This window comes from Mycobacterium sp. RTGN4 (genome assembly GCF_033804635.1).
Taxonomy (GTDB): domain Bacteria; phylum Actinomycetota; class Actinomycetes; order Mycobacteriales; family Mycobacteriaceae; genus Mycobacterium.
The window spans coordinates 75,098-101,421 of record NZ_JAPZLB010000020.1 but is presented as its reverse complement, the minus strand read 5'-3'; the positions used below and the strand labels follow the sequence as shown (position 1 = coordinate 101,421).

24 protein-coding genes and 1 pseudogene are annotated in these 26,324 nt (G+C 66.3%); 11 read left to right on the top strand and 14 right to left on the bottom strand.

Features of this window, described 5'->3' with window-relative positions; translation table 11 throughout:
• Positions 1–29: 29 nt before the first annotated feature.
• Positions 30–218, bottom strand: coding sequence for a hypothetical protein (locus SLQ30_RS30430; protein WP_319450667.1), 189 nt, complete (start codon positions 216–218; stop codon positions 30–32).
• A gap of 290 nt (positions 219–508) precedes the next feature.
• On the opposite strand from SLQ30_RS30430, the gene SLQ30_RS30425 reads away from it, so the two are divergent.
• Entirely contained in the window at positions 509–2,143 is a 1,635-nt protein-coding gene (locus SLQ30_RS30425) for a fatty acid--CoA ligase (RefSeq protein WP_319450666.1), read from the top strand.
• A gap of 90 nt (positions 2,144–2,233) precedes the next feature.
• Here SLQ30_RS30425 and SLQ30_RS30420 read toward each other — a convergent pair whose 3' ends face one another.
• The 3 genes from SLQ30_RS30420 to SLQ30_RS30410 all read right to left on the bottom strand — a co-directional run bounded on the left by SLQ30_RS30420 (position 2,234) and on the right by SLQ30_RS30410 (position 6,367).
• Positions 2,234–3,436 (bottom strand): lipid-transfer protein, encoded by a 1,203-nt coding sequence (locus tag SLQ30_RS30420; protein ID WP_319450665.1) that lies wholly within the window; start codon positions 3,434–3,436, stop codon positions 2,234–2,236.
• A 50-nt stretch (positions 3,437–3,486) separates the two neighbouring features.
• Positions 3,487–5,151, bottom strand: a complete 1,665-nt coding sequence (locus tag SLQ30_RS30415; RefSeq protein WP_319450664.1) for a serine/threonine-protein kinase — start codon at positions 5,149–5,151, stop codon at positions 3,487–3,489.
• A 76-nt stretch (positions 5,152–5,227) separates the two neighbouring features.
• Positions 5,228–6,367, bottom strand: a complete 1,140-nt coding sequence (locus SLQ30_RS30410) for a BTAD domain-containing putative transcriptional regulator (protein WP_319450663.1) — start codon at positions 6,365–6,367, stop codon at positions 5,228–5,230.
• 110 nt (positions 6,368–6,477) lie between these two features.
• Between SLQ30_RS30410 and SLQ30_RS30405 the strand changes: the two genes are divergently transcribed.
• Entirely contained in the window at positions 6,478–7,527 is a 1,050-nt protein-coding gene (locus tag SLQ30_RS30405; RefSeq protein WP_319450662.1) for a dihydrodipicolinate reductase, read from the top strand.
• Here SLQ30_RS30405 and SLQ30_RS30400 read toward each other — a convergent pair.
• Both SLQ30_RS30400 and SLQ30_RS30395 read right to left on the bottom strand, forming a co-directional pair.
• Positions 7,524–8,258: an SDR family NAD(P)-dependent oxidoreductase gene (locus SLQ30_RS30400; protein WP_319450661.1), complete on the bottom strand. Its 735-nt coding sequence runs from the start codon at positions 8,256–8,258 to the stop codon at positions 7,524–7,526. The genes SLQ30_RS30405 and SLQ30_RS30400 overlap by 4 nt on opposite strands.
• Entirely contained in the window at positions 8,255–9,298 is a 1,044-nt protein-coding gene (locus SLQ30_RS30395; RefSeq protein ID WP_319450660.1) for a zinc-binding dehydrogenase, read from the bottom strand. Before SLQ30_RS30395 ends, SLQ30_RS30400 begins: the two co-directional genes overlap by 4 nt.
• Positions 9,299–9,483: 185 nt before the next feature.
• Here SLQ30_RS30395 and SLQ30_RS30390 point away from each other — a divergent pair, with 185 nt between their 5' ends.
• Positions 9,484–10,332 carry a patatin-like phospholipase family protein gene (locus tag SLQ30_RS30390; RefSeq protein WP_319450659.1) on the top strand — a complete coding sequence of 283 codons (849 nt, stop codon included), beginning with the start codon at positions 9,484–9,486 and terminating at the stop codon, positions 10,330–10,332.
• On the opposite strand, the gene SLQ30_RS30385 is transcribed toward SLQ30_RS30390, so the two are convergent.
• Positions 10,321–11,304, bottom strand: coding sequence for a patatin-like phospholipase family protein (locus tag SLQ30_RS30385; protein WP_319450658.1), 984 nt, complete (start codon positions 11,302–11,304; stop codon positions 10,321–10,323). The genes SLQ30_RS30390 and SLQ30_RS30385 overlap by 12 nt on opposite strands.
• A gap of 98 nt (positions 11,305–11,402) precedes the next feature.
• Positions 11,403–11,618 carry a hypothetical protein gene (locus tag SLQ30_RS30380; protein ID WP_319450657.1) on the bottom strand — a complete coding sequence of 72 codons (216 nt, stop codon included), beginning with the start codon at positions 11,616–11,618 and terminating at the stop codon, positions 11,403–11,405.
• Positions 11,619–11,926: 308 nt separating this feature from the next.
• On the opposite strand from SLQ30_RS30380, the gene SLQ30_RS30375 reads away from it, so the two are divergent.
• Positions 11,927–13,630, top strand: coding sequence for a SulP family inorganic anion transporter (locus tag SLQ30_RS30375; RefSeq protein ID WP_319450656.1), 1,704 nt, complete (start codon positions 11,927–11,929; stop codon positions 13,628–13,630).
• 40 nt (positions 13,631–13,670) lie between these two features.
• Here the strand turns inward: SLQ30_RS30375 and SLQ30_RS30370 are convergent, their stop codons facing one another.
• Positions 13,671–14,123, bottom strand: coding sequence for a lipoprotein LpqV (locus SLQ30_RS30370; RefSeq protein WP_319450655.1), 453 nt, complete (start codon positions 14,121–14,123; stop codon positions 13,671–13,673).
• A 112-nt stretch (positions 14,124–14,235) separates the two neighbouring features.
• Between SLQ30_RS30370 and SLQ30_RS30365 the strand changes: the two genes are divergently transcribed.
• Both SLQ30_RS30365 and SLQ30_RS30360 read left to right on the top strand, forming a co-directional pair.
• Complete coding sequence (locus SLQ30_RS30365) at positions 14,236–14,799, top strand: cysteine dioxygenase (RefSeq protein WP_319450654.1); 564 nt, start codon at positions 14,236–14,238, stop codon at positions 14,797–14,799.
• Positions 14,799–15,182 (top strand): rhodanese-like domain-containing protein, encoded by a 384-nt coding sequence (locus tag SLQ30_RS30360; RefSeq protein WP_319450653.1) that lies wholly within the window; start codon positions 14,799–14,801, stop codon positions 15,180–15,182. Before SLQ30_RS30365 ends, SLQ30_RS30360 begins: the two co-directional genes overlap by 1 nt.
• Here SLQ30_RS30360 and SLQ30_RS30355 read toward each other — a convergent pair.
• The 3 genes from SLQ30_RS30355 to SLQ30_RS30345 are packed head-to-tail and all read right to left on the bottom strand — an operon-like array spanning position 15,170 to position 18,788.
• Entirely contained in the window at positions 15,170–16,951 is a 1,782-nt protein-coding gene (locus tag SLQ30_RS30355; RefSeq protein ID WP_413468221.1) for an alpha/beta hydrolase, read from the bottom strand. The genes SLQ30_RS30360 and SLQ30_RS30355 overlap by 13 nt on opposite strands.
• Before the next feature lie 10 nt (positions 16,952–16,961).
• Complete coding sequence (locus SLQ30_RS30350) at positions 16,962–17,735, bottom strand: enoyl-CoA hydratase (protein WP_319450652.1); 774 nt, start codon at positions 17,733–17,735, stop codon at positions 16,962–16,964.
• A 9-nt stretch (positions 17,736–17,744) separates the two neighbouring features.
• A complete protein-coding gene (locus tag SLQ30_RS30345) occupies positions 17,745–18,788 on the bottom strand; it encodes an enoyl-CoA hydratase/isomerase family protein (protein WP_319450651.1) in 1,044 nt (347 codons plus the stop codon).
• 162 nt (positions 18,789–18,950) lie between these two features.
• On the opposite strand from SLQ30_RS30345, the gene SLQ30_RS30340 reads away from it, so the two are divergent.
• Entirely contained in the window at positions 18,951–19,787 is an 837-nt protein-coding gene (locus SLQ30_RS30340; protein ID WP_319450650.1) for a Bax inhibitor-1/YccA family membrane protein, read from the top strand.
• Positions 19,788–19,969: 182 nt separating this feature from the next.
• Positions 19,970–20,802: pseudogene (locus SLQ30_RS30335) on the top strand (hypothetical protein).
• A 61-nt stretch (positions 20,803–20,863) separates the two neighbouring features.
• Here the strand turns inward: SLQ30_RS30335 and SLQ30_RS30330 are convergent.
• Together SLQ30_RS30330 and SLQ30_RS30325 are read right to left on the bottom strand one after the other, a co-directional pair.
• Positions 20,864–22,081 (bottom strand): acetyl-CoA C-acetyltransferase, encoded by a 1,218-nt coding sequence (locus SLQ30_RS30330; protein WP_319450649.1) that lies wholly within the window; start codon positions 22,079–22,081, stop codon positions 20,864–20,866.
• 37 nt (positions 22,082–22,118) lie between these two features.
• Positions 22,119–23,087, bottom strand: a complete 969-nt coding sequence (locus SLQ30_RS30325; protein ID WP_319450648.1) for an SGNH/GDSL hydrolase family protein — start codon at positions 23,085–23,087, stop codon at positions 22,119–22,121.
• A gap of 193 nt (positions 23,088–23,280) precedes the next feature.
• On the opposite strand from SLQ30_RS30325, the gene SLQ30_RS30320 reads away from it, so the two are divergent.
• The 3 genes from SLQ30_RS30320 to SLQ30_RS30310 all read left to right on the top strand — a co-directional run bounded on the left by SLQ30_RS30320 (position 23,281) and on the right by SLQ30_RS30310 (position 26,316).
• Positions 23,281–24,318, top strand: a complete 1,038-nt coding sequence (locus SLQ30_RS30320; protein ID WP_319450647.1) for an alpha/beta hydrolase — start codon at positions 23,281–23,283, stop codon at positions 24,316–24,318.
• A gap of 47 nt (positions 24,319–24,365) precedes the next feature.
• Complete coding sequence (locus tag SLQ30_RS30315; RefSeq protein ID WP_319450646.1) at positions 24,366–25,760, top strand: cystathionine beta-synthase; 1,395 nt, start codon at positions 24,366–24,368, stop codon at positions 25,758–25,760.
• A gap of 184 nt (positions 25,761–25,944) precedes the next feature.
• The gene (locus tag SLQ30_RS30310) at positions 25,945–26,316 is read left to right on the top strand and encodes a CD225/dispanin family protein (protein WP_319450645.1); all 372 of its coding nucleotides are present in this window, start codon (positions 25,945–25,947) and stop codon (positions 26,314–26,316) included.
• Positions 26,317–26,324: the final 8 nt, after the last annotated feature.

Below are 26,324 nucleotides of genomic sequence, written 5' to 3'. Positions count from 1 at the left end.
CCCCCGGAACGCACGTGCTGCCACGCAGGTCAGCTGCAGTCTAGGGATACCGAAATTGATCTGCTCGTCACGATCTCGACAAGGCGGTACTTGCGATTGCCGTTCTCGTCCCGCTTGCCGTAGTAGTCGCGGATCGTCTTCGTCTGGGTCTGGGGATTTCGGACACTGGTCACCACGCAATCGTCGAGCGGGGCGCTGCCCACGCGGTCGACGTTCACGTGGTACCCCTGGGACTGAAGGAGTCCGATCGTCTCCAGGGGCGTCTGGTCCGCGTGGGCGGCCGGCGCGGCGAATACGGCGCATGCAGTTGCGGCGAATGTGACGAAAGCGGCTGAAACTGTCGATGGACGCATCTCGGCGCCCCCTTGTCTGGTAATTGAATGAAAATCTACTAGTTCATCGCTGTGAGCTGCGGTTTCGTTCCAGCGGCGTCCCGGCCCTTGTCGAAGTGCCGATATCCGCCGCCTGCGCCGCTACCATCGCGGCGAAGGCGAAGAGGGAGTCGACGATGCGCAGCACGATGCAGGATGTCCCGCTGACCGTCACCACGATCCTTCGCTACGCGGCGGACGTGAACGGCGATCGCACCGTGACCACCGCCCTTGGCGACGGCCGGTACCGCACCATCAGCTACCGCGAACTCGGCGAGCAGGTCGGCAGGCTGGCCAGCGCGCTGCGCGGCCTCGGCATCACCGGTGACCAGCGGGTGGCCACCTTCATGTGGAACAACGCCGAACACCTCGCGGCGTACCTGGCCGCGCCATCGATGGGCGCGGTGCTTCACACGCTGAACATCCGACTCTCGCCGGAGCAGATCGCCTTCATCGCCAACGAGGCGGATGACCAGGTGATCATCGCTGACATGTCGCTCGCCGAGCAACTGGCCCCGGTGCTCCCGCTACTGGACACGGTGCACACGATCATCGCCGTGGGAGCTGGCGATCTCGCACCGCTGACGGGGTCGGGCAAGACCGTACTGCGGTACGACGAGGTCCTGGCCGACGTGTCGCCCGACTTCGACTGGCCCGATGTCGTCGAGACCGACGCGGCCGCCATGTGCTACACGAGCGGCACCACCGGCAACCCGAAAGGCGTTGTCTACAGCCACCGTTCAAGTTATTTGCACGCCATGAGCACCTGCACTGCGAACACGTTGGGCATCGGCGCCGAGGACTCGGTGCTGCCCATCGTGCCCATGTTCCACGCCAACGCATGGGGGCTTCCCTACGCCGCGCTGATGGCGGGCGCCGACCTGGTGCTCACCGACCGGTTCCTGGACGCCAAGGCGATCATCGACGTCATCGAGACGCAACGGCCCACCGTCGCGGGCGCGGTACCGACCATTTGGAACGACGTCATGCACTGCCTGGAATCGGCTCCGGGCCGGGACATCTCGTCGCTGCGGCTGGTGTCGTGCGGCGGATCGGCGGTACCGCAATCGCTGATGAAGGCCTACGAGGAGAAGTTCGACGTCCAGATCCGCCAACTGTGGGGGATGACCGAGACGTCGCCTGTCGCCACGATGGCGTGGCCGCCGCCCGGCACCTCGGCTGACGAACACTGGGCGCTGCGCTCGACTCAGGGCAGGCCGATGTGCGGCGTGGAGGTCCGCATCGTCGACGATGCGGGCGATCCACTTCCCAACGACGGCAAGGCCTCTGGTGAGGTCGAGGTGCGCGGACCGTGGATCACCGGCTCGTACTACCTGGACCGCGACGCCGAGAAATTCGATAGCGGCTGGCTCCGTACCGGCGACGTCGGCCGCATCGACCCGCTGAGCTACGTCACCCTGACCGACCGTGCCAAGGACGTCATCAAGTCAGGCGGGGAGTGGATCTCGTCGGTCGAGCTGGAGAATCACCTGATTGCCCATCCGGCGGTGCTGGAGGCTTCCGTCGTCGGCGTGCCCGACGAACGCTGGCAGGAGCGCCCGTTGGCCGTCGTCGTACTCAACGAGGGTGCCGACGCGACGCCGCAGCAACTGCGGAAGTTCCTGGCGGACAAGGTGGTCCGCTGGTGGCTGCCAGAGCGATGGACGTTCGTCGATCAGGTTCCGCGTACCAGCGTCGGCAAGTACGACAAGAAGACCATTCGCGCCAGGCACGCGGACGGCGACTACGACGTGCTGGAAGCGCGCGACTGACTCTTCATTCCTCGCGAGCAGACGCAAATGTCACCGACACGCCGAGGGTTGCAGCACACTTACGTCTGCTCGCGCAGGGGAGGGACTGGGCTAGCGGTCGGCGCGCTGGTAGGCCGTCACCACGGCCGCCCCGCCCAGCCCGATGTTGTGCTGCAAGGCTGCGTTGACGCCGTCGACCTGACGTTTGTCTGCCGTGCCACGCAGCTGCCACGTCAACTCGGCGCACTGGGCAAGCCCGGTCGCACCGAGCGGATGCCCCTTCGAGATGAGTCCGCCCGACGGGTTGACCACCCAGCGTCCGCCGTACGTGGTGTCGCCGTCGTCGATGAGTTGGGGTGCCTCGCCGTCACCGCACAGTCCGAGCGCCTCGTACAGCAGTAGCTCGTTGGCGGAGAAGCAATCGTGCAACTCGATGACCTGGAAGTCCTGTGGGCCCAGCCCGGACTGGTCGTAAACCTGCTGGGCGGCTTGCACATTCATGTCGTGGCCGATGATGTTGCGTGCGCTGCCGTCGAACGTGCTCGCGAAGTCGGTGGTCATCGCCTGCCCGACGATCTCGACGGCTTGACTCGCCAGCCCGTGCTTGGCGACGTAGTCCTCGCTGACGACGATCGCCGCACCCGACCCATCGGAGGTGGGCGAGCACTGCAACTTCGTCAGCGGATCGGAGATCATCTTCGCGGCCAGGATGTCGTCGAGGGTGTACGCGTCCTGGAACTGTGCGTACGGGTTGTTCACCGAGTGCTTGTGGTTCTTGTAGCCGATCTTTGCAAAATGCTCGGCGGTGGTGCCGTACTTCTTCATGTGTTCCCGGCCGGCGGCGCCGAACATCCACGGCGCCACCGGGAATGCGAACTCGTCGATCTCGGCGAGTGCCTTCACGTGGTTGCCGAGCGGCGACTCGCGGTCGTCGGCCCCGACCGCCAGCGAACCCGGCTGCATCTTCTCGAAGCCCAGCGCGATCACGCAGTCGGCCAGCCCACCACGGATGGACTGCGCGGCCAGGTACAGGGCGGTCGAACCGGTGGAACAGTTGTTGTTGACGTTGACGATCGGGATGCCCGTCATGCCGAGCTCGTAGAGCGCACGCTGGCCCGACGTCGAGTCGCCCGAGCAGTAGCCGACGTAGCCCTGCTCGACTTCGGTGTAGTCGATGCCTGCGTCCGCCAAGGCCTTGGTGCCAGACTCCTTGGCCATCTGCGGGTAGTCCCAACCCTCCCGACGGCCGGGCTTCTCGAACTTCGTCATCCCGACTCCGACGACGAAAACTCGGTTCTTCGCGGTGCTGGCCATGGCAGATCCCTTCGCGACGTTGCGGTTGTCTGCAACATACCGCGGGCTGCTCAGCTGAAGTTCAGCCACCAGTCGTGCAGGCTCGCCAGGTCGGCGCTCTGCACGTCGGCGAGCAGCAGCTCCGCGCTCTGGGTCCACATGACGTCGGCGTTGCCCTGGTATGTCCCACACGCCACCTGGCCCGCTCGCGTGTTGGCGTCGCTCTTGTAGTTCCAGTCCTGTGGCGCCTGCGAATCGGCTCCCGGGCATGCCTGCATCTCGTCGTTCTGCTTGAGCCCCTGGTCGAAGTGCGTCTGGAGGTCGTCCTGGTTCGAGAACAGGGAGTACCGCGCGATCTCGGGGCCGCCGGGCTGTTCCGACTTCTGGCAGTCGACCGTGGCCAATGCCCCAGGGGCGGGCGGGCTGACGATTTCGCACGCACTGGTCGGGTAGTCCGGCGGGATGAGTGCCATCAATTTGCCAGTGAACGAACCCGGATCGTCTGTTGCGGTGGGCCTTTCACTGGTAGACGCCCTGGCGCCCGTCGTCGAGGGCCTGGTCAACGTGGGCGAGCTGGTGCCGGATCCACTCGCGTTGTGCTCGTCGTCGGAGCTGAACGCCACCACGAGGCCGATGGCGGTCGCCACCAACAAGAGCACCGCGACCACTGCCGCGATGGGAATCCACGGGACCTTCTTGCCGCCCGGAGGATTCGGGCCGGGCGGTGTCCATGACGGGGGCGGGCCGCTGAAGTGTTGGGCGGCCGGTGGTGGTGGCGGCGGGTAGCTCGGCGGCGCGGGCGGCGGTGGCATCGGTGCTGCGAGGGTGGCCCCCTGCCCGAGGGGCGTGGTCGGCGGTATCGACTCGCTGCGTTGCACGATGGTCTCGGCATGACCCTTGTCGACCTCGGTCAGGGCCTGTGTGGCCGCCATCGCCAAGTCGACGGCGGAGACATACCGTTGCTCCGGCTTCTTGGCCATACCGCGGGCTATCACATGATCGAAAGCCGCTGGAATACCCGGCCTTTCGACGCTCGGGCGCGGAATCGGCTGCATCAGATGCCCGGTGATCACGACGCTGACGCTGTCGCCGACGTATGGCTGCGCACCCGTCAGGCACTCGTGGAGGACGCAGGCGAGCGCGTAGATGTCGGCGCGGTAGGTCACCTCGTCGCTGGTGAACCGCTCGGGGGCCATGTAGGCGTAAGTGCCGACGGCAGTGCCCATTTCGGTCAGCTTCTCGTCGGTGACCGCGTTCGCGATGCCGAAGTCGACCAGGTACGCGAAGTCCTCCTTGGTGACCAGGATGTTCTCGGGCTTCACGTCGCGGTGCATGATGCCGCCCTCGTGCGCGGCGTCCAGAGCCGACGCGACCTGCCGGACGATGGCGACGCCACGTGCGGGCGTCATCGGTCCGTAGCTCTTCAGCAGCTTGCGCAGATCGGATCCGGTGATCATGCGCATGTCGACGTAGAGCACACCGTCGATCTCGCCGTAGTCGTGGATCGGCACCACGTGGGGCTCTTGCAGGCGCCCCGCGGAGTGCGCTTCGCGCTGGAGTCGCTTGCGGAACACCGGATCGTGCGAGACGCCTTCCGGCAGCAGCTTCAACGCAACGATGCGGTCCTTGACGGTGTCCCTTGCCTCGTAGACCTCGCCCATGCCGCCCTTGCCGATCAGCCGCAGCAGGTGATACGGCCCGAATTGGGTGCCTTCCCGCGACTTCGGCTCAGTCATCCAACCGTCCCCCTCGAACCGCGACCTTTAGCAGATTAGTGCGTTGCTGGAATTACGGTGCCGGTACGGACGCCGTTCACGAGTTCGGCGACTGGGTGAGCTCGAAGGTGAATTCGTAGTCGCAGATCCGGATCACGTCACCGTCGGCGAGTGTCGCCGTACCCCGAATCCGTTCGCTGCCGAGCTCCACTCCGTTGGCCGAGCGCAGGTCGGTAATGACGAAACTGGTTCCGGTGTCGATGATGACGGCGTGGTGTCTGCTGACGTTGACGTCGTCGAGCACGATGTCGTTGTCGGGAAGCCGCCCGATTCTGGTCGCCACTGCGACCAGGGGGTGGGCGTGTCCCGAGGCCACGCGCAGCTGCGCGACGGCGGCCTGGGGTCCGACGGCGGTACGCATGTCGATGTTGAAGCTCTTGTGCACAGCGGTGGTCTGGGCGACCTTCTTGACGTTCAGCGGTTGCTGGCGCAGCACCCGTTCGTGCAGGGCGCGGATGGTGGGGCCTGGATCGATGCCAAGGTCGTCGGCCAGCGTCGACTTCAGTCGCTGGTAGGCGTCCAAGGCATCGGACTGGCGTTCGGCCAGGTAGTACGCGGTGATCAGCTGGGTCCACAGCGGTTCGCGGTACGGGTGCTCGGCGACCAACGACTCCAAGTCGCCGATGACGGCATGGCCGCGGTTGCAGGCGATCTCGGCCTCGGCGCGGGCCGTGTGCGTCACGACCTTGTCCTCGACGAGCGCGGTGGCGAAGGGGTCGACGAAGTCGAAGTCGCGCAGATCCTCGAGTACGGGTCCGCGCCATTCGGCCAGCGCATTCTGGAAGTGACGGCTGGCCTGTTCGAACTGCCCGACCGCTGCGGCCTGCACCCCGGCCGTCTTCTGTGCGATGAACCGTCCGATGTCGCAGTCGCCGTCGGCGATCGTCAGCCGGTACCCGGGCGGTGCGCTGGCGAGCACCGCCTTCGGATCGTGGCCGGCCCCACCAAGCAACTTGCGCAGATTCGACACGTACGCATGCAAGCTGGCCTTCGGTTCGGGTGGCGGGTACTGCTCCCACGCGGCATTGACCAAGGCGTCGCTGCTGACGGGGCGATTGCGGCCCATCACCAGCATCGCCAGCACCGCCCTTTGCTTGGGTGTGCCCAGCGGCAAGGGCGCTCCGTCGGCGCTCATCTGAAGCGGCCCGAGCACTCCGAAGTCGAGACGATTGATCATTACCGGACATTGTGCCGCCCTGCACCGGGGTTTCCACCGTTTCGAATGCCCGGGTGGTGTACATCTGAGTAGAACGTGTTCCAGTTTTGGCGGTGAGAGGGAGTTACGGGATGACATTGCGAGTTGTGCAGTGGGCCACCGGCGGTGTCGGCGTCGCGGCGATCAAGGGCGTGCTCGAGCATCCCGACCTCGAGCTCGTCGGATGCTGGGTGCATTCGGAGGCCAAGAGTGGCAAGGACGTTGGCGAATTGGTCGGCATCGAGCCGTTGGGCGTGACTGCGACCAACAGCGTGGACGAGATCCTGGCCCTCGAGGCCGACGCCGTCATCTATTCGCCCCTGGTCGCGAATCCCGACGAAGTGGCGGCCCTGCTGAGGTCCGGCAAGAACGTCGTTACCCCGGTCGGATGGCTGTATCCAAGCGAGCGAAGCGCCACGCCGATGCGTGAGGCCGCCCTCGCAGGCAATGCGACGCTGCATGGCACCGGCATGGCGCCAGGCGGCATCAGCGAGAAGTACCCGCTGCTGTTCTCGTCATTCTCCACCGGAGTGACCTTCGTGCGCGCCGAGGAGTTCTCCGATCTGCGCACCTACGAAGCACCAGACGTGCTGCGACATGTCATGGGTTTCGGCGAGGTGCCGGAGAAGGCGCTCACCGGTCCGATGCAGAAGATGCTAGACAGCGGCTTCATCCAGGCTGTCAAGATGATCGTCGACCAGATGGGTTTCAACGCCGACCCGAAGATTCGTGCCACCCAAGAGATCTCGGTGGCGACCGCGCCGATCGACTCTCCACTCGGGGCGATCCAGCCGGGCCAGGTCGCTGGCCGCAAGTTCCACTGGGAAGCCCTCGTCGACGGTGAGTCCGTCGCGCGTGTGACGGTGAACTGGTTCATGGGCGAGGAGAACTTGGATCCCCCATGGACGTTCGGACCAGCAGGCCAGCGCTACGAGATGGAAGTGCGGGGCAATCCGGACATCACGATCGTCGTCAAGGGATTTCATTCCGCTGTCGGCGGTGAGGGTCCCGAGCATGGCATCGTCGGAACTGCGGCACACTGCGTCAACTCCGTCCCCGCGGTGTGCGCGGCCGAACCCGGCATTCTGACCATGCTCGACCTGCCGCTGATCAGCGGCAAGGCAGCGCCGCACCTGCGCTAGCGGGCGATGAGGCCACCGTCGACCGTGATCACCTTGTTGGTCAGATAACCGTTGCGCAGCATCGTCATTGCCATGTCCGCCATCTCGTCTGGCCGCCCGATGCGGCCCACCGGAATCGGGACCGGCGGTGTCCCGGTATCCAGCTCCGCAGGGAACATCTTGGTCTCGCCGACGAGCGCGGGGGCCAGGCAGTTCACGGTCACGCCGTCGGCGGCCACACGTGGGGCAAGGTGGTGCATAAGCCCGTGCAATCCCGCCTTGCTCGCTGCGTAGTGGGCGCCAACCACGCCACCACTGAACGCGGCGACCGACGAAATGAACAGCACTCGGCCGAACTGCCGCTCGACCATCCCGGGCAGCACTCGCTGGGCGAGCAGGAACGGCGCGGTGAGATTGACTGCCAACGTCTCGTTCCACGACGCGAGTTCGATGTTCTGCCAACCACTTATGTCGGCGTAGCCGGCGTTTGCGATCAACACGTCGACCCGACCGAGTTCACCGACGGCCGCGTCGACCAGGGCGGCGGGCGCATCGGGGTCGGACATGTCGGCGGCGACGGTGATCGCACGCCTGCCGAGCCCGCGGGCATATTCGGCGACGGACTCCGCGTCGTCGCCGTGCCGCCCGTAGGACAGGCAGACGTCGTACCCATCGGTGGCGAGCCGCCGCCCCAGCGCCTGCCCGATGCCACCGGACGCCCCCGTCAGCAACGCAACAAGCGAATCGCTCACGGCTGCACCAGGATTCGGATCGGATCGCCGTCGGCCTTCTCAAGCTTCTCGATGCCAAGGGCGACGTCCTCGAGTGGTACTACGGCGCTGATCGAGCGTGACAAGTCCAGCCGTCCGCGGGAAACCAGGTTGGCCAGCGTGCCGATGTCGGCGTTCTGATACCCGAGGTGGCCGAGCACCTGGCGTTTGAAGAGGTTGAAGATCGACGTCGGCCCGATTGTTGGGGCGTCCGCGCTCATGCCGACCCCGACGAGTCGGCCGCCGACGGTGAGGCTGTTGAGCGCCTGCTCGAAGGTCGATCCGAGGCCGACGGCGTCGAAGGCGACGTCGAGATTGCGGCCTCCGGTGGCCTCGGCGATCTTGGCGGGCAGAGCGTCGTCGCGGGCGTCGAACGCGTAGTCGGCGCCCACCGCGAGCGCCCGGTCGAGAATCGCCGGCTTGATGTCGACCGCGATGATCGGGGCGGCGCCGACGAGTCTGGCCAGTTGGATCATGTGGGTGCCGAGGCCGCCGACGCCCCAGACGCCGACGGACTCGCCGATGCCGACTTGTGCCGTCCGAACCACGGCGCCGTACGGGGTCGATACTGCGTCGGCCAGAATCGCGGCCTGCTCCATCGCTACGTTGTCGGGGATCCTGGTCAGCCCGAACGCCTGCGCCACGGTGTACTCGGCCCATGCGCCGTCGTAGGCGAAGGCCATCAGGCGGATGCGAAGGCAATTGGACACGTCGCCGCGGCGACAGTTCGCGCATTCCAGGCATGGCTTGCCCGCCGCCACCACCACCCGGTCGCCTTCAGTCCACCCCGTCACGCCGAGGCCAAGCTTGGCGATGGTGCCGGAGGCCTCGTGGCCCTGAGTGACGACCGGCAGTTGGGAAGGAAAGGTGCCGTTGATGAGGCTCAGATCGGAATGGCAGATGCCGCAGAACGCGACCTTGACGAGCACCTCGCCCGGTCCCGGTTCCGGAATCGGAACATCCTCCACGGCAATGGTTTTGGAGTCAGCGTAGAACCGCTGGGCCCTCATCGTCTCGGCCATGGGCATCCCTTCGTCGCGAGCGTTGGTACTTCTGGGTACCACCGTTATCATGGCGCAGCCGTTAATGGTTCGGCAATTCCGCGTATACCGGTCGGCCGCTACCCCCACTCTTCCACCGGCGGTAACCGACGGTCACCGGAACGCCGTCGGCCGGGGCATCTGAAGACCCTGGCACACTCGGTCCCGTGAATGGACTAGTACTCGCCGGCGGTGGGTTGGCGGGCATCGCCTGGGAGACCGGCATCGTATGTGGCATCGCCGACGAGGCGCCCGACGCGGCTAGCGCCCTGCTGGCCTCCGACGTGCTGGTCGGTACCTCGGCGGGGTCGACGGTGGCCGCACAGTTCGGCAGCGGTCGTTCGCTCAACGACCTGTTCGCCCGTCAGACCGCCGAAGAGTCCTACGAGCTCGACTCGGGCGTCGACGTCGACGAGATCGCCGAACTCTTCATCACCGCGATATCAGCCCCCGGTGCCACGAAAGAGCAAAAGCTGCAACGCATCGGCGCCACCGCGCTGGACACCGACACCGTCACGGAAGCCGTCCGCCGCGACGTGATCGCCCATCGCCTGCCCGCGCACGATTGGCCTGCGCGGGTGCTGCGGGTGACCGCCATCGACATCGCGACGGGCGCACTGGTGGTGTTCGACCGTGACTCGCACGTCGAATTGGTGGATGCGGTGGCCGCCAGCTGCGCGGTGCCTGGCGCCTGGCCGCCGGTGACGATCGGAGGCCGCCGCTACATGGACGGCGGCGTCGGCAGCACAGTCAACATGGAGGTTGCCTCCGATTGCGAGTCGGTCGTCGTACTCGTGCCATCAGGCGAGTTCTCGCCGTCGCCGTTCGGCGACGGCGCGCCCGCTGAAGTAGCAGCGTTCCCGGGTGCCACGCTGGCGATCTTCGCCGACGACGCTGCGCTGGCCGCGTTCGGGCGCAATCCGCTCGATCCGGCGTGCCGGATTCCCTCGGCCCGGGCCGGCCGCGAACAGGGCCGTCGCGAGGCGCACCGGGTGGCGCAGTTCCTAGGACTCTGAGTCCGGCGTGCGGTCGACGAACGTGTCGAGCGCCAGCGCCGCGAGTTCCTGCCCGATGTCGATGACCTCTGCGGCGCGATAGAACTCGAGGCTTCGGCACGCGGTGCGCGGTACCTCGATCAACAAGTCCGGGGGATAGGCCGCCAGTGTGTGGCGCATCAAGGCCGACTGCGCGATGTCGATGGCCCGGTTCATCACCTCGAAGCCGCCGAGCCGGGGAATCGGCATCGGGTCGGCGTCTGCGACGGCATCGCTCGCCTCGGCGTCCTCCTCGTCCGAGCTCGCGAAACGGCTGAACACCGACCGCGCCGCAGGGGTGTCGAGCAATGTGCGCGCCGCGGCCGTGTCGAGCAGTGCCGTTGTGCTGCGCCACATTCGGCTCAACAACTCTCCGCTTGGCCGCGGCTCGCGTCGGGCACCGTGCAACGGGTCATCGCCATTGAGGCTGACGGCGATGGTCATGTCCGCGTGCACTGCGGCGATCGGCGCCATGGGCAGGGGATCGAGGATGCCCCCGTCGGCGAGCAGCCGCCCGTCGAGCTCGTGCGGTGTGATGACGCCTGGGATGGCGATCGATGCGCGAATCGCTTCGTCCACGGGTCCGCGCTGTAGCCAGACCGACTTCCCGGAGATGAGGTCGGTGCTGACGGATGTGTACGGGATCGGCAGGTCTTCGATCGCTACGTCGCCGAGGATCTCGCGAACGGCCTCGAGGATCTTCTCCGCCCGCAGCACACCGGCCGCAGTGAGCGATGGATCCAGCAGCCGAAGCACCGCGCGTTGAGTCAAAGAGCTTGCCCACTCGGCATATTCGTCGAGCTTGTCGGCAGCTTGGAGGCCGCCGACCAACGAACCCATCGACGAACCTGCGATTCCGACGATTTCGTGCCCTCGGTCGCGCAACTCGTTGATGACGCCGATGTGGGCATATCCGCGAGCCCCGCCGCTGCCCAGCGCCAATGCCACCCGCATGGTGGCAATTGTGCCTCGTCAGGCGGTGGTGTAGTCCATCGCACGCGCAAAGATACGCCGTCGGTCGAGCCGACGGCGTATCAGGCTTGGGGCCGGTGCTAGCAGAACGCCCGGCTGAAGAAGGCGAGGCCGACGAGTCCGATCACGAACGCGACGGTGGGCTGTCCACTGGTCATGGCCACGGCCACGCCTGTGATGACTGCGAGGGCGATGAGGACGAGCAATATGCCCATCACGACGCGCGTGCCACTGATCGACCCTCCGGCGGCGCGCGGGAGTTCGGTGCGGGACTTGTCCAGGGGTGATCCAAGCATTACCGAACCTTCTCTCTCGAGGAGTGACTCGGCACACAATATAACCCAAATAGTGACGGACGCCACTAAACGTAGATGTGCTAATTGCCTGGTCAGGGCAAGTTTCTGCGCAACCGTTAGTTGGCGGAGCCCCCGCGAAATCAGTTAGCGTGGCTGCGTACCGGCCCTGTGCTGCACGCTCCTGTCGCCACTCTCAGCGCCGCGCGGGCTCGGCGCCGAAGTCTCGGCACGGCCGCGGACGACACGCCGATGCCCAGCCCGGTCAATCCGGTGACCCGTGCGCGCAGGCGGTGGCAGTCTTGCTGCGCGTGACGGGCGCACGGTTCAAGGTCCGCGCCGCGATCGTCGGCCTCGGCCGGCCGCGGCTGAAGGACGCGATCGCGGGTCTCGTCACCGGACTGTTCTCGATCCCCGAGGGCATGGCCTACGCCAGCATCGGCGGGTTCAACCCGGTGGCGGGACTGTATTCGGGCATGGTGTCGACGGTCGTCGGCGCGGTCTTCGCGAGAACCGTGCTGATGGTGACGACGCTGACGAGCGCACTTGCGCTGTCGTCGCGCAGCGTGCTGACGGCCGCGGGCCTCGACCCTGGCGACCCCGCGAACGTCGCGGCCCTCGCGCTCATCGTCGGTGTGGTCATGCTGTTGTTCGGCCTGCTGAAGTTCGGCGCGCTCATGAACTTCGTGTCCAACGCCGTGATGACGGGGTTCACCACGGGCATCGCCGTACAGATCATCGCGGGCGTCATCTTCGACTCCACGGGCTACAAACCGGAGAGCCACAACACGATTCGCAAGTTCATCGAGGCATTCGCCAACGTCGGCGCGTGGCAGCTTGCGCCTTGCCTTGTCGCGGTCGCGACGGTCGCAGTGTGGGCCGTCTTCCACCTGATCAAACCACTGAGCTCCTTTGCCACGCTGATCGCGCTCGTCGTGGTGACCGTCGCCGTCACGGCGCTGCACGTCGAAGTAGAGACCGTCGGCGACATCGCATCGATTCCGAATGCGCTGCCGCCCTTCGTATTGCCGAACTTCGACGCGATTCCCGGGCTGCTCGGCGGAGGGTTGGCCGTCGCGCTGGTTGGACTCGCTCAGGCCGCGGGCATCGCGGCGGCCGTGCCCAACCCGGACGGCAGCCGGTCCAACACGTCGAGGGACTTCTCGGCGCAGGGCTTGGCGAATCTGGCGGGTGGCTTCTTCGGAGCCCTGCCGACGGGGGGATCGTTGTCCCGCACCGGCGTTGCGGTATCCGCGGGCGCGCAGACGCGGTGGGCGGCCATCTTCGCGGGCATCTGGCTGACCTTGCTCGTCGTGCTCGCGGGATCACTGGCCGAACTGATCCCGATGCCACTGATCGGAGGCCTGATGCTCGTCATCGGCGCCGAACTGGTCACAGGTCGCTGGGCCGACGTCATGTTGGTGTTGCGGACCGCACCACTGTCGGCGGTGGCCATGCTCATCACGTTCGTCGCGACCACCGAGCTTCCGCTGCATCAGGCGATCGTGATCGGGGCCATCACGTCACTGGTGCTCTACTGCGTACAGGCCTCGAAATCGGCAAGTCTGGTCGCGCTGCGTCCAAACCCCGACGGCGGGTGGGACCGCACCGAGGTCCCCGACACTTGCCCGGACAACGAGGTGACGGTGCTGCACTATGCGGGCGTCGGATTGTTCGCCGAGGTGCCGCGCATCGACGAACTGTGGCCCAAGGTGGCCAACTCGCGCGACGCCGTCGTCGTACTCAGCATGGGCACGCTGCCCGACGTGCCGTCGTCGAAGGTCATCCGGGGCATCCGCAAGTGGGCCACCGATCTCGAGGCCAACGGCGGCCGCTTGTACATCGCCGGGGTCAGCCCAGCGGTCGAGAAGGTGCTCCTGCGCGGTGGGCTCGCCGACGTACTCGGCGACGACGGCATCGTGCCGGCCACGACCCGGATCTTCGGGGCGCTCGACGATGCGCTCGCGCGCGGTCGACAGTGGATCGAGGACCGTCCGGAGTCACCGGCCGAGTGACTTTCCGTCAGCCGTGATTTAAACGCGGCGCCGGTCGGGGTCAGCCGCAAAGCGCATTGGAAGCGGCGTCGGCGGCAACGATCACCGCGGACTGACGTCCGGGGGCGAGCTGTGACCACGGGGTGCCGAACGTTCCAGGAGTGGCGGTGTCGGACGACTGCAAGAAGGCCAGGTACGGCTCGAACTGACTCTGCAACTCGCCGCCCTGCTGGGTCATCCACGTCTTTGCTGCGTTGCAGGCCTGGAAGTACTCGTCCTCTGTCGATTCGGCGGGTGCGCCCACGGCGGTCGTGACGCCGGCAGGGGACTTTCCGACGGCGCCAGGCGCCGCAGTGTGCGAGCTGAAAACGGGCGTCGACGTGGTGGTGGTCGGCGCCGAGTTCGGTGCGGACGACGAGGTCGCCCCGGGGCCCGAGCCCGACGAGCAACCGGAGAGGGCGATGGAACCGAGCAGGCTGGCGGCGAGCACGGAGCAGATGGGGTTGCGGCGCATGCCGTCAATCTATGCAACACTCGGCACCGTGCTGGAGTGGACCACCTTTCAGGAGTGTTGTCGGGCTTGACGCCCGTCCCTGACCGTCCAATTCTCCTGGAGCCCCGCACCGATGACCCTCGCTTCGCCTTCTCTTGCCTCCCCATCGCTCGTCGCGCCGACCCGGCTGCGGCTGCCCGACTTGCTGCAGGCCACCGATGTCGCCGCCGACCACGTGCTGTCCGGCCGCTACAACCACGTCTTGCCCGCCGGGGGGCCGCCCAGCACCGACAGATGGTTCACCCGCCTTCACGGCGACGACGAACTCGACGTCTGGCTGATCAGCTGGGTGCCGGACAAGTCGACCGAACTACACGACCACGGCGGGTCGCTGGGCGCCCTGACCGTCGTGTCCGGTGCGCTGGCCGAAACCCGTTGGGACGGGGACCGGCTGCGTCGTCGCCGACTGGTGGCAGGCGACCAGGCCGCCTTCCCGCTGGGCTGGGTGCACGACGTGACGTGGTCGCGCGACCCCGTCAACGAGGTGGGCCGTGAAAGGATCGCCGTGGCGTCCGCCACGCTCAGCGTGCACGCATATTCGCCACCTCTGACCGCAATGTCCTACTACGATGTCACCGAACGGAACACCTTGCGCCGCAACCGCACCGAGTTGACGGACAAGCCCGAAGGGGACTGATGGTCAGTCGCGTGGACGTAGCCCTGGAGCGCGCACGCGCCCGGTTGATCCGGCTTGACGCACGCGACGTACCCGAGGCGCTGAGCCGGGGCGCCCTGCTGGTCGACATCCGTCCGGCCGCCCAGCGGGCCCGCGAGGGCGACGTGCCCGCAGCACTGGTCATCGAACGCAACGTGCTCGAGTGGCGTTGCGATCCGACCAGCGACGCACGCCTGCCCGAGGCCACCGGCGACGACGTCGAATGGGTGATCCTGTGCTCCGAGGGCTACACGTCGAGCCTGGCCGCCGCGGCGCTACTGGACCTCGGGCTGCACCGCGCCACCGACGTCGCCGGCGGATATCACGCGCTGAAGGCGACCGGCGTGCTGGATCAGCTCGAGTAACCCCTCAGCAGCTGCGGTCGCAATTTCTCGGTCTTCGCGTCGGACCAGCCGTCGAGCACGTTGAGCGGCTGCAGGATGTCGGCCCACGCGTTGGCGACGTCGCGGATGTACACGTGGCCATGGCCGTCCGGCACGTCGATCGCGACGGCCATGTCCGCGGACACCTGCAGGAACGTCACGATCGGGATCCATTCCATGCGCGGCGACACGTCGTAGCCGCGGGGTTCGGCCAACCAATCAGGCTTGGAGAACAGCAGATCCGGGTTCCACCACGCGATGGGATCCGACGCGTGCTGTAGGTAGACCACGCGCGGATGGCTCCACGCGTCCGGAGGGCGCTGGAGATTCTGCGGTTCGGCCGCGAACCGGGCGTACTCACCCTTGTCGAAGATCGGAAGCCACTCCGGCGAGCCGGCGTCGCGGTTGCTCGTCAGGCTGGTCCAGATGGTGTTGTTGAACGTCGGGCCGGAGAACAGCGCGCCGTCGGTACGGGCGATCAGATTGTTCAGTGACAGGAACGGCGTCTCCCCGCCGAACGAACCAAGGCTCTCGCCGAACACCACCAGCTTCGGCCGCTTGTTCTCGGGGCGCGCGCGCACCAGCTCGTCAACCGCCTCGAAGAGCGCCTGGCCGGCTTGCCGGGCGTTCTCCTTGTCGACCAGGAACGAGAGCCAGCTGGGCAGATACGAGTACTGCATCGACACGATGGCGGAGTTGCCGTTGAGCATGTACTCCAACGCCGACGCCTCGGCCTCGTTGATCCAGCCGGTGCCGGTCGTGGTGGCGACGGCGACTAATTTGCGGTCCAGCCCGCCGGTGCGCTCGAGTTCCGCCGCGGCCAGCTTGGCGGTGGCCTTGATGTCATCGCCGGAGTTCAGCCCCGCATAGGTTCGGATGGGCTCGATTGCCTTGGCGCCGTTGAATTCCGAGAGTTGTTCGACCGACGGACCGTTGCTGACGAAAGTGCGGCCCTGGTGCCCGAGCGAGTCCCAGCTGACAAGCGACTGTGGGCCGCCCGAGCGCAGCGTGCTGGTGGGCGCGGGGTTGTTCGGATCGAGTTCGTCGTTGACCGAGGCGAACGACGTGTTCAACCAGTCCATCGTGACCCGCACGACGACTCCATTGAGCAGGGCGACGGTCACGACCAACAGCAGTGCGACGGTGGCCACTGCAGACACGCGGGGCGGCGCGACACGTTTGAGCTGCCGGTCCAGGAAGCGCACCAATTTGCCTACGAGCTGCCCGATTTCGACGAAGGCGAAGAGGAACACGATCGCCAGCACGGCGGTCAGCGGGTGGTCCCAAAAGCGTAGCCGCGGCACGCCCATCAGGTCGCGCACGTCGTCCTGCCACACGTGGAAGTAGACGATGGCCGCAGTCTGGCCGATGATCCCGACGGCGATGAGCGCCAGCCAGGCCCACCGTGGCGCGTGCGGGCTGGTCTCCTTCGAGCGCAAGTAGCGGACCAGCCAGACGGCGAACACGCCGATGGCGTAGCCGATTCCGCCCGCGGCGCCGCTGAGCACACCCTGGAACAGTGGTCCGCGGGGCAATAACGAAGGGGTCATCGAGAACCAGATGAACACCAGGCCGACGGCGGTGCCGAAGAAGGTGTAGTGCCGAAGCCACCAGGCTCGCCGCGCGGGTTCGGAGACTTCGCCGGATGCCGCGGCCACCGGTGCCGGGTCCTGCTTCACGGCGACGGCGGACTCCGACTCCGGCGCGGCCGGCTTCTCGGGGTTGGTGTCGTCGGGTTCCAGTTCGGTCACGACCGGCAGACTATCGGTGCGTGAACCTCGGTGCGCGCTTCTCGCTGAATGCGGCCATGCCTTCGGTCTGGTCCTCGGTGGCGAAAGCGGAGTGAAAAAGCCTGCGCTCGTAGAGCAGACCTTCGGCGAGCGTGGACTCGAACGACCGGTTGACGGCTTCCTTCGCCATCCGGGCGGCCGACAGCGACATGCCGGCAATGGTGGCGGCGACGGCCTTGGCCTCATCGAGCAGGGTTTCGGCGGGCACCACCCGCGACACCAGGCCGCTGCGTTCGGCTTCCGCTGCGTCGATGTTGCGGCCGGTCAGGATGAGGTCCATCGCCTTGGCTTTGCCGATGGCGCGGGTGAGGCGCTGCGAGCCACCCATACCGGGTAGTACGCCGAGCTTGATCTCGGGCTGGCCGAATTTCGCGGTGTCCGCGGCGATCAGAAGGTCGCACATCATCGCCAGTTCGCAGCCGCCGCCGAGCGCGTAACCGGCCACTGCGGCGATCGTCGGGGTACGTGTCGCGGCGAACTTCGACCACGGCGCGAAGAAGTCGGACGCAAACACGTCGGCGAACGACAGGTCGGCCATCTCTTTGATGTCGGCCCCGGCCGCGAAGGCCTTCTCGTTGCCGGTCAGGATGATCGCGCCGATTCCGGCATCAGCATCGAATTCGGCTGCGGCCGTGGTGACTTCGTCCATCACCTGACTGTTGAGCGCGTTGAGGGCCTTGGGGCGGTTCAACGTGATGAGACCGACGCGGTCCTCGGTGGTCACCAGGATCGTCTCGTAGCTCATGTCGGGCTCCTATTCTCCGAGGATCAGATCGGGATCGGCTGGGGCGAAGTACTTCTCGACGTCGGCGGGGTCGCACAGCGTCAACGTCGCGGGGGACCACTTCGGGTCGCGGTCCTTGTCGATGAGCAGGGCGCGGATGCCCTCGACGAGGTCATGGGAGCGCAGTGCCGCGCATGACGTCCGGAACTCTTGACGCAGAACGTCTTCCAGGGTGTCGAGCTTGCCCGCGCGACGTATGGCCTCGAGCGCGACGGCCAGCGCGATGGGGGACCTCGAGGCGATGAGGTTCGCGGCGTCGTTGGCCGGTCCTGCGTCGTGGCCCCGCAGTGCGGTCAGGATGTCGGGCACCGTTTGGCCCGCATAGCACTCGTCGATCCAGTGCCGTTGGGCGAGAAGGGGACTGGCCGGTGGTTCGACCGCGTGAGCGGCGAGCGCGTCGTCGACACCGTCGGCGATCACCTTCGCCTTGAAGGCGTCCAGCGCCTGGTGCGGGACGAAGTGGTCGGCGAACCCCATGGCGATGGCGTCGGCGCCCGAGAACGGCGCACCGGTGAGCGCAGCGTGCAATCCGAGATGACCAGGCGCGCGGGACAATAGAAACGTGCCGCCGACGTCGGGGATGAAGCCGATGCCGACCTCGGGCATGCCGACCTTGGTGGTGTCGGTGACGACGCGAACGCCGCCGTGAGCGCTGACGCCGACCCCGCCGCCCATCACGATGCCGTCCATCACCGCCACGTACGGCTTGGGGTATCGCGCGATGCGGGCGTTGAGCACGTATTCGTCGTGCCAGAAGGAGCGCGTCGCCGCTCCGCCCACCTTGGCATCGTGGTAAATCGCGACGACGTCGCCGCCCGCGCACAGTCCGCGCTCGCCCGCACCCGTGAGCAATACGGTGTGTACGGCGTCGTCGTGCTCCCAGTCGTCGAGCGCCTTGGCCAGGCCCGCCACCATGACGTCGTTGAGCGAGTTGATGGCCTTCGGGCGGTTCAGCGTCACCAGACCGACGCGATTCTCGACACTTACTAGGATGTCCTCGTTTTCAACGGCCACGGGTAAGCAATCTAGATCGTCACCCGGCGGTGCCGCACGACGGGTAACCTTTGACAAGAAGTTCACAGGTTCGGCGATGGGTCGGGAACCAACCCCCTTCGCCGCACGTTGAGTTAGCGTTCGTCACCAGACGAACCCACAGCACACGAGAGGAAGCCGACGGTGCGCGAGAGCAGCAACCCGGTATTCAGATCCCTACCCAAGGGGCAGGGCGGATACGCGCAATTCGGTACCGCAGCCGCTGGCTACGGTGCTCAGGCGGTTCAGGCCGACCCGTACACGACGCAGCCCTACTCAGATCAGCAGTCCCGGCCGCTGACCATCGACGACGTCGTCACCAAGACCGGCATCACCCTCGCGGTGCTCACGGCCGTTGCCGTGGTGACCTACTTCTTGGTGGGGCAGAACATCGCGCTCGCGATGCCGCTGTTGCTGGTTGGCAGCCTCGCAGGCCTCGGGCTGATCCTGTTCGCCATGTTCGGCCGCAAGCAGGACAACCCGGCGATCGTGCTGGCATATGCGGCCTGTGAGGGCGTGGTGGTCGGCGCGTTCTCGTTCGTCGTCGCCAATCTGATGGTCTCCGGCATCAGCGCGGGTGCGCTGATCAGCCAGGCCGTCGTCGGCACGTTGGGCGTGTTCTTCGGAATGCTCGTGGTCTACAAGACCGGCGCCATCCGAGTGACCCCGAAGTTGACCAGGTTCATCACCGCGGCCGCCATCGGCGCCGTCGTGCTGATGCTCGTCAACCTGGTGGTCGGGCTCTTCACGCACGGCGCAGGGCCGTTGCGCGATGGTGGCCCGCTGGCCATCGTCTTCTCGTTGGTGATGATCTGCCTCGCGGCGTTCTTCTTCCTGCAGGACTTCGACCAGGCCGACCAGGCGATCCGCGCTGGCGCTCCGGCGAAGGCGGCGTGGGGCATCGCGCTCGGCCTCACTGTGACGCTGGTGTGGCTGTACCTGGAAATCCTTCGGCTGCTGAGCTACTTCAACAGTGACTAGCAGCTAGCCCCGGAAAGCCCGTTCGCTTCGGCGGACGGGCTTTCTTTTTGCGTTGAGCACCTCGAACACGTTGAGATAGCGGGCTCAGCCGTTGTGCCCCGGCGTTTTGACTGTCAGCGCTAGCTCAACGGGGCTGTGGATGAATTCAGCGGTGTGGGCCACGGTGCTGGCACGGTGCAGAGGTGGAGCGAATCTTCGTCGGCAGTGAGGCGATCGCGGCGGGGGAACTGAACGCGAACGACCTCAGACGGCGCCACCGACCGCTTTTCCCCGACGTATACGGCCCGCGACAGGTCGACCTGACGCTGTCCGAGCGCATCAGGGGCGCTTGGCTGTGGTCCAAGCGGGAAGGTGTCGTGGCGGGCGTGGCGGCGTCGGCCCTGCACGGCGCGAGCTGGGTCGATGTCGCCACGCCAATCGAATTGATCTGGACGAACAACCGGGCCGCGAAGGGTGTCGTGACGCGGCGTGACACCCTGCTTGATGATGAGACGACGGTGATCGGCGGCCTACCCGTAACGACTGCGGACAGAACGGCTTTCGATCTGGCTCGTCGCGGAAGCATAGGAGCAGCGGTCGCCCGGTTGGATGCACTCGCCCGCGTGACGCATTTCAAGGCCGACGATGTGCAAGCTCTGGCGCTGAGCCACCCGCACGTGAGGGGTCGCGCCGCGTCGACCGCGTAGTGGATCTCGTCGACGCCGGTGCGGAATCGCCGCAGGAAACCTGGTTGAGGCTGTTGCTCATCCGGGCTGGCTATCCACGGCCACAGACTCAGATACCGATCTTGGGATCGCACGGGTATCCCATCTACTGGCTGGACATGGGGTGGGAGGACGAGATGATCGCGGTCGAGTACGACGGTGACGAGCACCGCAGCAAGTCGCGTTGGCGCCGGGACATCGTCCGCTCGGAGTACGTTCGGCACCTGCGCTGGAAGCACATTCGCGTGGTTGCGGGTCAACGGGAGTCCGACGTCCTTCGCCGCGTGGAGCGTGCATGGACGTCGACATAGCGCTGACAGTCGAATGCCACGCGTGGACCGACTGTCAGCGCTATCTCAACGCAAAGGGAGGCTAGGAGAGCCGCTCCACGACCATCGCCATGCCCTGGCCGCCGCCGACGCACATGCTCTCGATGCCGAACGTCTTGTCGTACGTCGTGAGGTTGTTCAGCAGCGTGGCGGTGATGCGGGCGCCCGTCATCCCGAACGGGTGGCCAAGGGCGATCGCGCCGCCGGACACGTTCAGCTTGTCCTCGTCGATGCCGAGTTCCCGCGCCGAGCCGAGCACCTGAACGGCGAAGGCCTCGTTGATCTCGACGAGGTCGATGTCGGAGATCTTCTTGCCGGCCTTGGCGAGCGCCTTCTTGATCGCCTCGATGGGACCGAGCCCCATGATCTCCGGCGACAGCCCACTGACGCCCGTCGACACGATGCGCGCCAACGGGGTGAGGCCCAATTCCTTGGCCTTGGTGTCGCTCATGATGACCACCGCGGCCGCACCGTCGTTCAGGGGACACGCGTTGCCTGCGGTGATCGTCCCGTTGGGGCGGAACACCGGCTTGAGTTGGCTGATCTTCTCGTAAGTGGTCCCGGCCCGGGGGCCATCGTCGGTGGTGACGGTGGTTCCGTCCGGAAGCTTGACCGGCGTGATCTCGCGCTCGAAGAAGCCGCTCTTGATGGCGTCCTCGGCACGGTTCTGGCTGCGCACGCCCCAGTGGTCCTGGTCCTCGCGGCTGATCCCGGTGTACAGCGCGACGTTCTCGGCGGTCTGACCCATCGCGATGTAGACGTCGGGGATGTTGCCGTCGTTGCGCGGGTCGTGCCATTCGTCGGCGCCCGCGGACTGTGCCGTGGTGCGCTCCTGTGCCTTGTCGAACAGCGCGTTCTTGCTGTTCGGGGCCCCATCGGCCGCCCCGACGCCGAAGCGCGACACCGTCTCAACACCGGCGGAGATGAACACGTCACCCTCGCCGGCCTTGATCGCGTGGAACGCCATCCGGGTGGTCTGCAGCGACGACGAGCAGTACCGGTTGACGGTGGTGCCGGGCAGGAAGTCGTATCCGAGTTCGACGGCGACCGCGCGGGCGACGTTGTATCCGGCCTCACCGGCGGGCTGGGCGCAGCCCATCATCAGGTCGTCGATGTTCTTGGGGTCCAGTGACGGCACCTTGTCGAGGACCGCGCGCACCATCTGTGCGGCCAGGTCATCCGGACGAATGGTGGCCAGGGAGCCCTTGACCGCCCGTCCGATTGGCGAGCGAGCGGTGGCGACGATGACGGCTTCAGGCATGACGACTCCTAAGTCGAGTGGAGAAACTACAGCGAACCTAGCTCGTCGCAGGAGCGACGATCGGCGCGGGTACGCCAGTCGTCCGTCGCCATAACCGTGTGATACCGCCGACCCGGCCGAGCAGCGCGCCCCCGTCATGGGAACGCGACGTCAGCTGCGGGACGGCTATCGGGGTGCTCATCAACTCGCCCAACGCATTACACAGCGCGGGCAGCAGCTGACTGGCCGCCAGCGCATAGCCGGCCGCAGACGGATGGAACATGTCGGAGGAGAACAACACCTCGGGGGCCTTCATGAACTCCGGCGCGAGGAGGTCCGAGAATGGCACGGCGACGCCCCCTGAGCCGCGAACCGCGGCGGCCTGCAACCGCGCCAGGCGCAGCCCCCGGGTGCGTGTCACCAGCCGCAGCGGCTGTGGGATCGCGGTGATGACGCCGAAGTCCGGGCAGGTGCCGACCACGACGACGGCCCCGCTGTCCCGCAGCCTGCGTACCGCTGCGCCAAGCCGGCGAGCGGACTGCTGAAGGCCGTTGACGGCGGTGATGTCGTTGGCGCCGATCATGACGACCGCGGCGTCCGGCGGCGGTCCAGCGACGAACATCGCGTCGATCTGTCCGGACAGCCCCTTCGACGTGGCGCCGACGATCGCCTTGGTGCTCAACCGGATCCGCTTACCCGACGCCTCGGCTAGGCCACGCGCGATGAGCACCCCGGGCACTTCGTCGGAATTCAAGCACCCGTAGCCCGTGGCGGTCGAGTCGCCGAAGACCATCAGGTGCAGGTCGAACGGCACGCCACGGTGCCATTTCTCGACGGGTCCGCCGCCGGGCGTGTAGACGCCGTCGGCGCGAGGGGGAATGTCCCAGGACTTGGGAATGACCTGGCGCGCCTTATCGGCCTGCCCGTTCAGCAGGTTGCGCGCGCCCAGGACGGCGGATCCCGTCGATGCGACCGCCGCCGCAGTAGCGAGCGCGATGGTCGATCGACGGCGTGCACGAATGCCCACGCGCTCATTCTAGGGCGGAATCTGCACTTGCCCGCGTGGCGAGTCGAGGTAGGCGGTCACAGTGCGGTATCAAGTCCGGGACGAATTCAGAATCTTTGATTGTTGAACATTCAGTAGGGTGTCAAGCTAAGTTGCCTGGGTTGGTTGAGAAGTAGCAGACACCGGGTACTACAACGGCGTAGGAGTGGTGGCGATGACGGCACCGAGCAAGGTTCACGTAGCGTCGGTTCGTGGCATAAGCGCAGCTAAGGCGCATAAACCCCGTCGATTCCCGGTCAGCGATGGCGCCCCGGTCGAGGTCGTCGAGAGTGGTGCAAGCGTGGCGGGCAAGTTATTTGCCCTGGCCGCGATGCTGACGATCAAGCCAACGTTGACACTAGGTAGTCTGGCGCCGCGTCTGCCCTGGCCATGGGGACTGGTCGACTTTGCTTGTCGGGTTTTGCGACCCGCGCCGGGCACCGTTCGCGCGACCATCGGGCTGCCGAACTGCACCGCTCAACTGGTCCGCGCGGCAGGTGTCCTTCCCGCCGACGGCAAGCGCAGCGTGGTGCTCTACATGCACGGCGGGGCGTTCTTGACGTGCGGCGCGAACTCGCACGGCCGACTGGTGACGGCGTTGTCGAAGTTCGCCGATAGCCCCGTACTGGTCGTCAATTACCGCATGATCCCCAAATTCTCCATCGGTCAGGCCGTCGACGACTGCTACGACGCCTACCAGTGGTTGCGGTTGTCGGGTTACGACCCAGAGCGGATCGTGCTCGCGGGCGACTCGGCAGGCGGATACCTGTCGTTGGCGTTGGCCGAGCGGGTCCACGGTGAGGGCGAACTGCCGGCGGCCGTGGTGACCATGTCGCCACTGTTCGAGATCGACAACGACGGACGCGCGCAACATCCGAACATGCACTCTGATGCGATGTTCCCGGCGAAGGCCTTCGATGCCTTGGGGCAACTGATCGAGGGCGCCGCCGAGCGCCAGGGTGAGGACGTATACGAGCCCCTCGACCACATCGAGCCGGGGTTGCCCCGGACGCTCATCCACGTGTCCGGATCAGAAGTTCTGCTCAACGACGCGCGGAAGGCCGCGCACATGCTCGCCGCGGCGGGCGTACCGGTCGAGGTGCGCGTCTGGCCGGGGCAGATGCACGTCTTCCAACTGGCTGCCCCTGCCGTGAAGGAAGCGACGCGGTCACTGCGGCAGATCGGTGACTACATCCGAGAGGCGACCTGGTAAGCCCGCCCTAGGTAGAACCGATCCGCGCGGCCTGACACGATGGACGCATGCGGATCGCAGGGCACATCAGTGAGCTCATCGGCAACACTCCTCTGGTACGACTGAACTCCGTTGTGCCCGAAGGGGCTGGCGTCGTCGCGGCCAAGATCGAGTACCTCAACCCTGGCGGGAGTTCGAAGGATCGCATCGCGATCAAGATGATCGACGCCGCCGAGGCAAGCGGTGAACTGCGGCCAGGCGGGACGATCGTGGAACCCACCTCGGGCAACACGGGTGTCGGACTGGCCCTCGTCGCCCAGCAGCGCGGCTACAAGTGCATCTTCGTCTGCCCCGACAAGGTCAGTGAAGATAAGCGCAACGTGTTGCGCGCGTACGGCGCTGACGTCGTGGTGTGCCCGACAGCGGTCGCCCCCGACGATCCGGACAGCTACTACAGCGTGTCCAACCGGCTCGTCGAGGAGATCGACGGTGCGTGGAAGCCCGACCAGTATTCGAATCCGATGGGTCCGGCGAGTCATTACGAGACGACCGGTCCGGAGATCTGGGCCGATACCGATGGCAAGGTGACGCATTTCGTGGCCGGGGTCGGCACCGGCGGAACCATCACTGGCACCGGCCGCTACCTCAAGGAGATGTCCGGTGGCGCCGTGCAGATCATCGGCGTCGACCCCGAGGGCTCGGTGTATTCGGGCGGAACCGGTCGGCCCTATCTCGTCGAGGGGGTTGGTGAGGACTTCTGGCCATCGGCCTACGACCCGACGATCCCCGACGAGATCATCGCAGTGTCCGATGCCGATTCCTTCGAGATGACGCGCCGGCTGGCTCGCGAGGAGGCGCTGTTGGTGGGCGGGTCCTGCGGGATGGCCGCTGTCGCCGCGATCAGGATCGCCGAGCGGGTCGGACCCGATGCGGTCGTGGTGGTCTTGCTGCCTGACGGCGGAAGAGGCTACCTCTCAAAGGTTTTCAACGACTCATGGATGTCGTCGTACGGGTTCTTGCGCAGCAGGCTCGACGGCTCGGTGTCGGAATCTACTGTCGGCGACGTGTTGCGGGGCAAGTCGGGAGCCCTGCCCGACCTGGTGCACACGCATCCTTCGGAAACCGTGCGCGACGCCGTCGGAATTCTGCGCGAGTACGGCGTGTCCCAGATGCCGGTCGTCGGGGCCGAGCCGCCGGTGATGGCCGGAGAGGTCGCAGGCAGCGTGTCGGAACGTGAACTGCTTTCGGCGGTTTTCGAGGGCCGAGCAAAGCTCGCAGACGCTGTGTCGCAACACATGAGCCCGCCGCTGCCGCTCATCGGCGCAGGCGAACTCGTCTCCACGGCGGCCAAGACGCTCCGTGAATGCGACGCCGTGATGGTGGTCGACGATGGCAAACCCGTCGGTGTGCTGACCCGCCACGATCTCCTGGGTTTCCTGTCGGACGGGAACTCGCGCCGGTAGACGCCGTGTAAGTCGGTTTGTGAAGAGTGCACCACGGTCGCGAAAACCGTTAGCCTAGGGAAGAATTCCCGTCGCTCGGCGGCCTGGATTTCATGATCAACTTCTGATTATGGACGTCTTTCTGAGTGGATTCTGAGATAGGGTTACACCGCTCACTCCCAGCTAATTCCCCTGGAAGGTGTCCATGACCGACGTCCCCCCCGGTAACTACCCGCCTCCGCCGCCTCCTGGTAGCTACCCGCCTCCTCCGCCCGGTGGTTACTCGCCGCCAGGTGGTGGACCGGTGCCCGGTGGCGCACCGCCAGACAACAATCTGGTGTGGGCGATCCTGAGCACCGTGCTGTGCTGCCTGCCGCTGGGCATCGTAGCGATCATCAAGTCCACTCAGGTTTCCGGTCTGTGGGCATCGGGTCAGTACGCCGCGGCACAGAAATCTGCTGACGATGCAAAGAAGTTCGCGATCTGGGGTGCCATCGCCGGTGTCGTCTTCGCCGTGCTGTACCTGATCGTCGTGTTCGCGATCGGCGGCTTCGCCAGCATGTCCTCGTACAACTGAGGTACGAC

Coding starts and splice junctions, on each gene's coding strand:
- SLQ30_RS30425 (WP_319450666.1), top strand. CDS start 509: ATGCGCAGCACGATGCAGGATGTCCCGCTGACCGTCACCACGATCCTT.
- SLQ30_RS30420 (WP_319450665.1), bottom strand. CDS start 3,436: ATGGCCAGCACCGCGAAGAACCGAGTTTTCGTCGTCGGAGTCGGGATG.
- SLQ30_RS30415 (WP_319450664.1), bottom strand. CDS start 5,151: ATGACTGAGCCGAAGTCGCGGGAAGGCACCCAATTCGGGCCGTATCAC.
- SLQ30_RS30410 (WP_319450663.1), bottom strand. CDS start 6,367: ATGATCAATCGTCTCGACTTCGGAGTGCTCGGGCCGCTTCAGATGAGC.
- SLQ30_RS30405 (WP_319450662.1), top strand. CDS start 6,478: ATGACATTGCGAGTTGTGCAGTGGGCCACCGGCGGTGTCGGCGTCGCG.
- SLQ30_RS30395 (WP_319450660.1), bottom strand. CDS start 9,298: ATGGCCGAGACGATGAGGGCCCAGCGGTTCTACGCTGACTCCAAAACC.
- SLQ30_RS30385 (WP_319450658.1), bottom strand. CDS start 11,304: ATGCGGGTGGCATTGGCGCTGGGCAGCGGCGGGGCTCGCGGATATGCC.
- SLQ30_RS30380 (WP_319450657.1), bottom strand. CDS start 11,618: ATGCTTGGATCACCCCTGGACAAGTCCCGCACCGAACTCCCGCGCGCC.
- SLQ30_RS30370 (WP_319450655.1), bottom strand. CDS start 14,123: ATGCGCCGCAACCCCATCTGCTCCGTGCTCGCCGCCAGCCTGCTCGGT.
- SLQ30_RS30365 (WP_319450654.1), top strand. CDS start 14,236: ATGACCCTCGCTTCGCCTTCTCTTGCCTCCCCATCGCTCGTCGCGCCG.
- SLQ30_RS30360 (WP_319450653.1), top strand. CDS start 14,799: ATGGTCAGTCGCGTGGACGTAGCCCTGGAGCGCGCACGCGCCCGGTTG.
- SLQ30_RS30350 (WP_319450652.1), bottom strand. CDS start 17,735: ATGAGCTACGAGACGATCCTGGTGACCACCGAGGACCGCGTCGGTCTC.
- SLQ30_RS30330 (WP_319450649.1), bottom strand. CDS start 22,081: ATGCCTGAAGCCGTCATCGTCGCCACCGCTCGCTCGCCAATCGGACGG.
- SLQ30_RS30320 (WP_319450647.1), top strand. CDS start 23,281: ATGACGGCACCGAGCAAGGTTCACGTAGCGTCGGTTCGTGGCATAAGC.
- SLQ30_RS30315 (WP_319450646.1), top strand. CDS start 24,366: ATGCGGATCGCAGGGCACATCAGTGAGCTCATCGGCAACACTCCTCTG.
- SLQ30_RS30310 (WP_319450645.1), top strand. CDS start 25,945: ATGACCGACGTCCCCCCCGGTAACTACCCGCCTCCGCCGCCTCCTGGT.